Origin of the sequence: Longimicrobium sp. (assembly GCF_036387355.1) — a bacterium.
In the GTDB taxonomy this organism is placed as follows: Bacteria; Gemmatimonadota; Gemmatimonadetes; order Longimicrobiales; family Longimicrobiaceae; genus Longimicrobium.
The window spans coordinates 1-9,591 of record NZ_DASVTX010000319.1 but is presented as its reverse complement, the minus strand read 5'-3'; the positions used below and the strand labels follow the sequence as shown (position 1 = coordinate 9,591).

The window sequence follows — 9,591 nt, the reverse complement described above, 5'->3', positions numbered from 1 at the left end:
TCCGCCGACATCGCGCGCAACATGGGGAGCGTGGGCGGGCTGCTGGCGGTGTGGATCGCCAGCGGGCTCATGACGCTGGCCGCGGCGCTCAGCTACGGCGAGCTGGCGGCCGCCATGCCGCGCGCCGGCGGGCAGTACGTCTTTCTTCGCGAGGGGCTGGGCCGCATGCCCGGCTTTCTGTACGGATGGACGCTGTTCCTGGTGATTCAGACGGGAACCATCGCCGCCGTGGCCGTGGCCTTCGCGCGCTTTCTGGGCGTCTTCTTCGACCGGCTGACGCCAAAGGTGTTTCTGCCGCTGGGAAGCGTGATGATGCCGGGCGCAACGGAACCCACGGAGCTGGGGCTGTCGCCGCAGCGGGTGGTGGCCATCCTCGTCATCGCCCTGCTGACGTGGGTGAACCTGCGCGGCGTGCGCGAGGCCAAGTGGATTCAGACCACGCTGACCATCGCCAAGACGGGCGCGCTGGCCGCGCTCATCCTCCTGGGCATCACGCTGGGGCGCAACGCGGACGCGATCGCCGCCAACTGGAGCAACATCTGGAGCGGCCAGCCGGGCGGCACGCCGGTGTCGGTGATGGGGATCGCCATTCCCCTCATCATCACCGCGTTCGGCAGCGCCATGGTGGGCTCGCTGTTCTCGTCGGATGCGTGGAACAACGTGACCTTTGCCGCGGCCGAAGTGCAGCGGCCGGAGCGCAACCTTCCCCTGGCGCTGGCGCTGGGGACGGGGCTGGTGACGGTGCTGTACGTGCTGGCCAACCTAGCGTACCTGTCGGTGCTGTCGCTGGACCAGATCAAGTCGGCGCCGCAGGACCGCGTGGGTACGCTGGCGCTGGAGCAGATGTTCGGCCCCGTGGGGCAGTACCTGATGGCGGGCGCCATTCTGGTGAGCACCTTCGGGTGCATCAACGGGCTGATCCTGGCCGGGGCGCGGGTGTACTTCGCCATGGCGCGCGACGGCCTGTTCTTTCAGCGCGCCGCCTCGGTGAACCGCAACGACGTGCCGGCCTGGGCGCTGATTGCGCAGGGCGTGTGGACGGCGCTGCTCACGCTGACCGGCACCTACGGGCAGCTGCTGGACTACGTGATCTTTGCCGCGCTCATCTTCTACGTGCTGACGATGATGGCGCTGTTCAGCCTGCGCCGGAAGCAGCCGGACCTGCCGCGGCCGTACAAGGCGTTCGGGTACCCCGTCGTGCCCGCGCTGTACATGCTGTCGGCCCTGGCGGTCGCGCTGATTCTGCTGGTGGCCAAGCCGGAGTATTCAGTCTCCGGGCTGGTGGTGGTGCTGCTGGGGATTCCCGTCTTCTTCATCTGGGACCGCAAGACGCGCGGCGCCTGACCCGCGGCGGCGGGACCGGACGGATCGGCGGACAAGCAGGGCGCGGCGGCCACAACGGCCCGCCGCGCCCGCTCTGCTTCCGGGCGGAGAAGCAGGCTCGCGGATCGCCGCGCCACTGGTTTTTGCTCCTCCTTTTCGGCATATTTTCACGTTGGGCAAACGTTTCAGCCCGGGCCGGTGTCCAACAGGACAGACGCGCACGTGAGCGCGCCGGGTGTGCGAAACTTTTAGCACTCCCGGGCCGTAGAAGGCGGGCGGCCACGACGATCGATCAAACTCTTCCGTACAGCGGATCCATATGAAGCTTTCTGGCACCTCGTTCGCGGCCCTGCTCGCGGCGGTTCTCGCCTCTGGCGCGGCCGGCGCGCAGACCCGTCCTCCCGGCGCGCCGCCGGCCGGCGCGCGCCCCGGCGGGCCTCCGGGCGCCATGGCGCAGGCTCCCGGCGTCATCAGCGGCACCGTGGTAGACGCCGAGGGGCAGCCGGTGGGCTCCGCGCAGATCGCCGTGTACAGCGCGGCGGATTCCACGCTGGTCACGGGCGCCGTGGCGCGCCCCAACGGCACCTTCCGGGTGGAGGGGCTGCGCCCCGGCCGCTACTACCTGCGCATCAGCTCGCTGGGCAAGGCGACGACGACCACACCGGTGGTCGCGCTGACGCCGCAGGCGCTTGCGGCTACGGTGGGGAACGTGCGCATGGGGCAGGGCGCGGTGCTGCTGGAGGGCGTGACTGTGCAGGCCACGGCGCAGAGCTCCGGGCTGTCCGCGGACCGCAACACCTACCGCGCGGCGGACCTGCCCACCAGCGGCGGCAGCGCGGTGGACGTGCTGCGCAACATTCCCGCGGTGGAGGTTGACCAGGACGGCAAGGTGAGCCTGCGCGGCAACCAGAACGTGGCGGTGCAGATCAACGGCCGGCCCACGCCCATGCGCGGCGACCAGCTCGCCACCTTTCTGCAGCAGCTTCCCGCCAACGTGGTGCAGAACGTGGAGGTCATCCCCAACCCCTCGGCCAAGTACGAGCCGGAAGGGATGGCGGGGATCGTGAACATCGTCCTCAAGCAGAACACCGACCTGGGGCTCAGCTACGGCCTGCAGACCGGCGTGGGCACCGGCGGCCGCTACAACGCCTCGGGCAACGTGGGGTACCAGCAGGGCCCGCTCACGCTGTACGGCAGCTACGGCTTTCGCCGCGACGTGCGCGAAAGCGAGGGGCTCAACACGCTGAACGCGTTCGCCGACTCCATCTCGCGCGTGCTGGACTACACGGTGCGCCAGGACAACCTGGGCGAGTTCAACGTGCAGTCGCACCTGCTGAACGCCAACGCCGACCTGCGGCTGGGGGCGCGCGACGTGCTGTCGAGCACCGCGCTGCTGAGCCTGGGCGACTTCAACGCCGGGACCAACAACGACTACCTGCGGCGCTCGCCCAGCGGGGCGCTGCTGCTGGAGACGGAAGGCATTACCGACAACCAGAACGACGACGTCACGATGGACGGGTCGCTGGCCTTTCGCCACACCATCACGCCGCAGAAGCACGAGCTGAACACCGAAATCCGCGCCAACCACGTCAACAACGACTTTGACGGCGTGGTGGACGAGCGGCTGGTGCGCGACGCCCAGGGCTCGCCCACGGGGCTCATTCGCCGCGGGCAGATCACCGAGGCCGTCGCCAGCACCTTTACGGCGCAGGCGGACTACACGCGCCCGCTGGGCCCGGCCAAGCTGGAGACCGGCTACAAGGGCACGCTGCGCCTGCTGGACAACGACCAGAGCGTCCGCTCGTTCAACGACGGCACGGGCGTGTGGACGGAAACGGGGAGCAGCCGGTTCGAGTACGACGAGACGGTGCACGCGGGCTACGGCGTGCTGAGCCGCGCCTTCGGCAAGGTGGACGTGCAGGGCGGGCTGCGGCTGGAGCACACCGACCGCGACTTTACCCTGGGCAACACGGGGCAGAACTTTCCCAAGAGCTACCTGAGCTGGTTCCCCAGCGGGCTGGTGGCGCTGAACCTGGATGCCCAGCAGCAGGTGCGCCTCAACTTCTCGCGCCGCATTCAGCGCCCCGACACCCGGCTGCTGAACCCGTTCGCCATCAACGAAGACCCGCGCAACATCTTTACCGGCAATCCCAACCTGGAGCCGGAGTACACCAACTCACTGGAACTGGGCTACCAGCGCTCGTTCCCCACGGGCTCGCTGCAGGTGACGCCGTTCTTTCGCCGGACGGAAAACGCCATCCGCCGCATTCGCGAGGTGCGCGGCGACACGCTGCGCGTCACGTTCCAGAACCTGGACACCAGCGACTCGTACGGGCTGGACCTGAACGGAACCGTGCGCCGCGGCAAGGCGAACGGGCTGGCGAGCGTGAGCGCGTTCCGGCAGGTGACCAGCGCCAGCGGCGCCGACGCGGCCAACCTGTCCAGCGACGCCATCGGCTGGTCGGCGCGGGTGAGCGGCAGCTACCAGATCACGCCGCGGCAGGACGTGCAGGCGTTCGTGTTCTACCGCGCGCCCATCGCGGTGGAGCAGGGTCGCATGGGGCGCATGATCTTCATGAACATCGCGGCCCGGCAGAAGCTGATGGGCGACCGCGCCAGCATTGGCCTGCGCCTGCAGGACCCGTTCAACCTGTCGGGCTTTTCGCTCACCACCAACAGCGCGCTGTACGACCAGTACACCGAGCGCAGCTTTGGCGGGAGGGCGCTGTTTCTGACCTTTACGTACAACTACGGCCAGCAGCCGCGCATTCGCCAGCGGCCGGCGGAGCAGCAGGAGCCGCAGCAGCCCAGCGTCATTGGGCCCTGACCTCAGGCCCGGGTGGATGCACGAGAACCGGCTGCGGAGCGATCCGCGGCCGGTTCTCGTTTGCCATCATCGAAGAAACGAAACCCCTCTCACGGAGGCCACGGGAAGGCACGGAGGTTCACGGTACACCCATCCGTACCGTGTCCTCCGTGAACCTCGGTGAACTCCGTGAGAGGGGGTTCTTGTTTCAGTCCTGCACGCGAAGGCGCTCTTCCAGCGCGGAGTCGGGCTCCACGAACAGCGTCTTCGCTTGGACGAGGCTCACGCGGCCGGGTGGGGCGCCGCGCGGTTTGCGGACGTAGCGGCGGCGCGTCCAGTCCACCGCCACCGTGCCGGACGAGCGCGCCTTGCTGAACCACGCGGCCAGCACGGCCGCTTCCTCCAGGTCGCGGGCGGGCGGGGCACCCGGTTCGCGCCAGCGCAGCACCACGTGTGAGCCGGGAACGGAGCGCGCGTGCAGCCACACGTCCCCCGGCGCGGCGTGCCCAAAGGTCAGCCGGTCGTTGTCCCTGCTGCTGCGCCCCACCCGCACCTCGATGCCGCCCGACGTGCGGTACGGCCGGTACGGAAGCCGCTCGTCGTCCGCGGCCGCCGCGGCGGAGGCGGACTCGGGGCGGCGCAGGGCGGATTTTACCCCCTCGGGAACCTCGCCCGCCTCCAGCGACGCGATGACGCCAGCCCACCGCTCGCGCTCGCGCTCCGCCTCGGCGACCAGTTCGGGCAAGCGCGCGTCGGCGCGGGTGCGGCGGCGGGCCTGCTCGTACAGCCGCTCCGCGTTCTCATGCGGGCGCAGCGCGGGGTCCAGCGGCACCGTCACCTCATCCCCCTCGAATCCCGGAAGGACGACGGAGTCCTGGCCCGCTTCCGCCCAGTCCAGATGCGCGAGCAGCAGGTCGCCCCACCCGCGCAGCCGGTCCGCCTCGCCCGTCTTGCCCATGTCCGCCATCAGCCGCGACAGGCGCCGCTCAATGCCGGCCAGGCGGCGGCGGGCACGCTCCAGCAGCTCCGCTCCGGGCGCCGCCGCCGCGTCGGCTTCCGCGGCGTCGCCGGCCGGCTCCTCGGCCGCGGCTCTTTCCATCGCCGCCAGCAGCGACGGGTACGGCCGGGACTCCGTGCCGGGAAGGAGCAGTGGATAGGGCTGCGGGCCGGAGGCGGTGCGCAGAAGCACGGGGGTGGAGGCGTCCCCATCCGCCATCTCCCACCACCGCTCAAACGCGTCCTCCAGCGCGTCGTCCCCGTCGCGCGCCGCGGCCTCGCCCAGCACCCAGGCCGCGTTCATGGGGCTGGTGTAGGCAAAGCGGCGCACCAGGGCGCGCGGGCGCTCGGCGGGCGGCACCGCGGCCAGGGCGGCGGTCCATTCGGCGGCCAGCTCGGCACGCGGGCGGCCCGGGAGCACGCGGCGGGTGGGCGGCGGCGGGTGGTACACGGCGCCGGCCCGCAGCGCCCGCTCCCCCGCCGCGCGGGCGCGCAGCACGGACACGATGCGGCGCGTTTCCGCGTCCATCAGCAGCGCGTTCCACTGGTTGGTGTGCAGCTCGATCACCAGCGCCCGGCGCGCGCCGCGAAAGCGGGTGCCCTCGTGCAGGTCGATGCGCAGCAGCCGCTCGTCGGCGGGGGCGGACACGCGGGTGACGCGCGCCGACAGCTCCGACGGGTCCGGGGGGCGCGCGCCCTCGCCCCCCGTGGACGCGTCCACCAGGCGCACCCAGCCGCGGCGCGGGTGCAGGTCCCAGCGCAGCGCCTGCCCCCGGTCCAGCGGCAGCGTGCACGAAAGATCGCGGGCAAACACGGGCTGGCCGGCCGCGGCGCGGCCCCGCAGGGCGGCGCCGAGTTCGGCCGCAAGGGCGCGCACCAGCAGCGGATCGTAACGCAGAAGGTTTGACACGCGGCCCAACTTCGGGTTACTTTCACGGCCCGTCAACCCGCAGTCCCATGCGCGGAACCCGCCCTCACGGACGGGGTTCGCCACGCACGATCAATCGGGATGTCCACTCAGCGGGGAAGCGGGCCGCGGCGGGTGACCGTCGCCGAGCTTCGCGAAATGAAGCGCCGCGGCGAAAAGATCGCCGTGCTCACGGCCTACGACTACCTGTTCGCCCGCCTGGTAGACGGCGCGGGCGTAGACGTGGTGCTGGTGGGCGATTCGCTGGGCCAGGTGGTGCTGGGGCTCGACACCACCCTTCCCGTGACCCTCGACGACATGATCCACCACGCCCGCGCCGTGCGCCGCGGCGTGGAGCGGGCGCTGCTCGTCGTGGACCTTCCCTTTCTGACCTATCAGATCAGCCGCGAAGACGCCCTGCGCAATGCCGGGCGCGTGCTCCAGCAGACCGGGGCGCAGGCGGTAAAGCTGGAGGGCGGCTCCCCCGAAATCGCCGACACCGTGGCCGCGCTGGTGCGCGCCGGCATTCCCGTAATGGGTCACCTGGGCTTTACCCCCCAGTCGGTTCACGTCACGGGCGTCCGCGTGCAGGGCAAGGGCGAGGAAGCGGCGGAGCGCATGATGGCCGAGGCGCGCCGCCTGGAGCAGGCCGGCGCCTTTTCGCTCGTGCTGGAGCTGGTGCCGGGGCCGCTGGCCGCCGCGGTGACGCAGAGCGTGTCCATTCCCACCATCGGCATCGGCGCGGGGATCGGGTGCGACGGGCAGGTGCTGGTACTGCAGGACATGCTGGGGCTCAACACCGGCTTCAACCCGCGCTTTCTGCGCCGCTACGCCGAAGTGGGGCAGGCGGTGACGGCCGGGGTGGGCGAGTTCGTGCGGACGGTAAAGGACGGGGAGTACCCCGCCCCGGAGCACACCTTCGAATGACGGTGCTGGCCGAAGCCCGCGCGCTGCAGCTCGTGCACGGCCGCGCCGACGTGCGCGCCGCCGTGGGCGCCGCGCGCGCGGCGGGGGAAACGGTGGCGCTGGTGCCCACCATGGGCTTTCTGCACGACGGACACATGTCGCTGGTGCACCGCGCCCGCGAGCTGGCCGACCGGGTGATGATGTCCATCTTCGTCAACCCGCTGCAGTTCGGCCCCAGCGAAGACCTGGACCGCTACCCCCGCGACCTGGAAGGCGACCTGCGGCTGGCGCGCGAGCACGGGGTGGACCTGGTGTTCGCCCCGTCGGCCGCGGAGATGTATCCGCACGGCCCGCAGCAGGTGAGGGTGGAGCCCGGACCGCTGGGGGCGCGCATGGAAGGCGCCATCCGCCCCGGACACTTCAGCGGCATGCTTACCGTAGTGGCCAAGCTGTTCGGCATCTTTGGGCCGGACGTGGCGGTGTTCGGGCAGAAGGATTTTCAGCAGGCCACGCTCATCCGCCGCATGGTGGGCGACCTGGACCTGCCCGTTCGGGTGGAGGTCGCGCCCATCGTGCGCGAGGCCGACGGCTTGGCGATGAGTTCGCGGAACGTATATCTTTCCGCGGAGGAGCGCGCGCGCGCGCTGGCCCTGCACCGCGGGCTGCGGCGCGGGCACGAGCTGTTCGCCGCCGGCGAGCGCGACGCGGCGGTGCTGCGCCAGGCGCTGTGGGCGGCGCTGCGGGTGCCGGGGATCGAGCCGGAGTACGCCGAAGCGGTGCACCCGGACACGCTGGAGCCGGTGGCCGCCGCGGCGCCGGGTACCGTGCTGCTGGTGGCGGCGCGGGTGGGGGGAACGCGGCTGATCGACAACGCGGTCCTGAGCTGATCACGAGCAGGCGTCCACGGAGAGAGGCTGCCATGCTTCGCAACATGTGCAAGAGCAAGATCCACCGGGCCACGGTCACCGGGGCGGATCTCAACTATATCGGCTCCATCACCATCGACCCCGAGCTGATGGAAGCCGCCGACCTGCTGGAGTTTGAGCAGGTGGCCGTGGTGAACGTCAACAACGGCGCGCGGTTCGAGACGTACGTGATCCCGGGGGAGCGCGGCAAGGGCGAAATGTGCCTGAACGGCGCCGCCGCGCGCCTGGTGCATCCCGGCGACAAGGTCATCGTCATCAGCTACGCGCAGTACGACGAGGCCGAAATGGCCAGCTACCGCCCGCGCTTCATCTTCGTCGACGAGCAGAACCGCATCTCTCGCGACGCCCTGCGGGCCGTCAGCTCCTGACGCCCGTGGGCCCCTGGACCGGCGTCGTTCTGGCGCTGGCGGAGGCGGGAAGCGACGGCCTGCGCTCGCGGCTGTCCACCTATCTGCACCCCCTGGCGGGGCGCCCGCTGGCCTGGCATGCGGTAAGCTGCCTGGCCGCGCTGCGCCCGGCCCCGTCGCGCATCGTGGTGGTGGGGGGCGACCTGCCGCTGGAGCTGTTCGGCGACGTTGCGGGCGAGGTGCAGTCCGTTCCCGCCACGGAGGCGGCGCTGGGCGGCGCGCTGCTCGTCGCCGGCGCGCGCGTGCTGGTGGTGAACGCCGCCGCGCCCACCGCCGGCCCCGCGCTGGACCTTCTTCTGCGGCACGAGGGCGACGCCCTGCTGGAGGGCGGCGACGGCGCCGTGCTGGCCGCCTGGCTGGGCGCGCAAGGGGCGGAGCGGCTGGTGTCCCGCGGCGGCGACCTGTCGGTGCTGCGCGGGCTTTTCGGCGTCGCCCTGGTGCCCGACCCGGACGGCTTCGTGGTCCGCGACCGCGCCACGCTGGCCCGCGCGGGGGGCGCCATTCGCGACCGCATCGTCCGCCGGCTGATGGACGAGGGGGTCAGTTTTCTGCTTCCCCGCTCCGTGCTGGTGGACGTGGACGTGGAGATCGGCCGCGACACCGTCGTGTACCCCGGCTGCGTGCTGGAGGGGCGTACCACGGTAGGGGACGAGACGGTCATCGGCCCCTGCTGCCGCATCATCAACTCCCGCGTGGGGAGCGGGGTGGAGCTGCGCGGCTTCAACTACGTGTCGCACACCGCCATCCGCAACCGCGCCATCCTGGAATCCCATGCCCGCCGCGGCTTTGACGACGAGTGACCCCGGCCCGCTGGTGCACGCCGCCGCCCGCGGCGAATTGCCGGAGTGGGCGAACGTCTCCGAAAAGCGCCGCGCGCACATGGCGCGCGTGGCGGGGCTGATGGCCGAATGGGCGGAGGGGCTGGGGCTGTCCGCGGATGACCGCGCGCGCTGGGCCGCCGCCGGCTGGCTGCACGACGCCCTGCGGGAGGACGCGCCGGACGATCTCCGTCCCCAGGTGCCCCCGGCCTTTCGCGACCTTCCCGGCAAGCTGCTGCACGGCCCCGCCGCCGCCGAGCGCCTTGCGGGGCTGGTGGACGAGGAGATGCTGGTCGCCATTCGCTACCACACCCTGGGCTCCCCGCGCTGGGGCGCGCTGGGCAGGGCGTTGTATCTGGCGGACTTTCTGGAGCCGGGGCGGCGCTACGAGCCGGAATGGACCGCGTCGCTGCGGGCCCGCATGCCGGGGGAGATGGAGGCCGTGCTGCGCGAGGTGGTGCAGGCGCGCGTTCGCCACGTGACGGAAAGCGGGTCCACCCTT

The 9,591-nt window shown here is 71.4% G+C and carries 8 protein-coding genes; 7 read left to right on the top strand and 1 reads right to left on the bottom strand.

Features of this window, described 5'->3' with window-relative positions:
* Positions 1-1,344, top strand: a 1,344-nt coding sequence (locus VF665_RS14085) for an APC family permease (protein ID WP_331054069.1), incomplete at its 5' end; no start/stop codon positions are given.
* Between the two features lie 298 nt (positions 1,345-1,642).
* The gene (locus VF665_RS14080) at positions 1,643-4,150 is read left to right on the top strand and encodes a TonB-dependent receptor domain-containing protein (protein WP_331054068.1); all 2,508 of its coding nucleotides are present in this window, start codon (positions 1,643-1,645) and stop codon (positions 4,148-4,150) included.
* Positions 4,151-4,337: 187 nt separating this feature from the next.
* Here VF665_RS14080 and VF665_RS14075 read toward each other — a convergent pair whose 3' ends face one another.
* The gene (locus tag VF665_RS14075) at positions 4,338-6,035 is read right to left on the bottom strand and encodes an NFACT RNA binding domain-containing protein (RefSeq protein ID WP_331054067.1); all 1,698 of its coding nucleotides are present in this window, start codon (positions 6,033-6,035) and stop codon (positions 4,338-4,340) included.
* A 99-nt stretch (positions 6,036-6,134) separates the two neighbouring features.
* On the opposite strand from VF665_RS14075, the gene panB reads away from it, so the two are divergent.
* From panB to VF665_RS14050, 5 genes are all read left to right on the top strand, one after another.
* On the top strand, positions 6,135-6,959 hold the full coding sequence (gene panB / locus VF665_RS14070; RefSeq protein ID WP_331054066.1) for a 3-methyl-2-oxobutanoate hydroxymethyltransferase: 825 nt from the start codon (positions 6,135-6,137) through the stop codon (positions 6,957-6,959).
* The gene (panC, locus tag VF665_RS14065) at positions 6,956-7,825 is read left to right on the top strand and encodes a pantoate--beta-alanine ligase (RefSeq protein ID WP_331054065.1); all 870 of its coding nucleotides are present in this window, start codon (positions 6,956-6,958) and stop codon (positions 7,823-7,825) included. The genes panB and panC overlap by 4 nt, the downstream gene beginning before the upstream one ends.
* A 32-nt stretch (positions 7,826-7,857) precedes the next feature.
* The gene (gene panD / locus VF665_RS14060; RefSeq protein ID WP_331054064.1) at positions 7,858-8,232 is read left to right on the top strand and encodes an aspartate 1-decarboxylase; all 375 of its coding nucleotides are present in this window, start codon (positions 7,858-7,860) and stop codon (positions 8,230-8,232) included.
* A 5-nt stretch (positions 8,233-8,237) separates the two neighbouring features.
* The gene (locus tag VF665_RS14055) at positions 8,238-9,071 is read left to right on the top strand and encodes a hypothetical protein (RefSeq protein ID WP_331054063.1); all 834 of its coding nucleotides are present in this window, start codon (positions 8,238-8,240) and stop codon (positions 9,069-9,071) included.
* Positions 9,058-9,591, top strand: a 534-nt coding sequence (locus tag VF665_RS14050) for an HD domain-containing protein (RefSeq protein WP_331054062.1), incomplete at its 3' end; no start/stop codon positions are given. The genes VF665_RS14055 and VF665_RS14050, both read left to right, overlap by 14 nt.

Bases quoted from the DNA above. Each gene is read 5' to 3' on its own strand.
- VF665_RS14080 (WP_331054068.1), top strand. From the start codon at position 1,643: ATGAAGCTTTCTGGCACCTCGTTCGCGGCCCTGCTCGCGGCGGTTCTC.
- panB (WP_331054066.1), top strand. From the start codon at position 6,135: ATGTCCACTCAGCGGGGAAGCGGGCCGCGGCGGGTGACCGTCGCCGAG.
- panC (WP_331054065.1), top strand. From the start codon at position 6,956: ATGACGGTGCTGGCCGAAGCCCGCGCGCTGCAGCTCGTGCACGGCCGC.
- panD (WP_331054064.1), top strand. From the start codon at position 7,858: ATGCTTCGCAACATGTGCAAGAGCAAGATCCACCGGGCCACGGTCACC.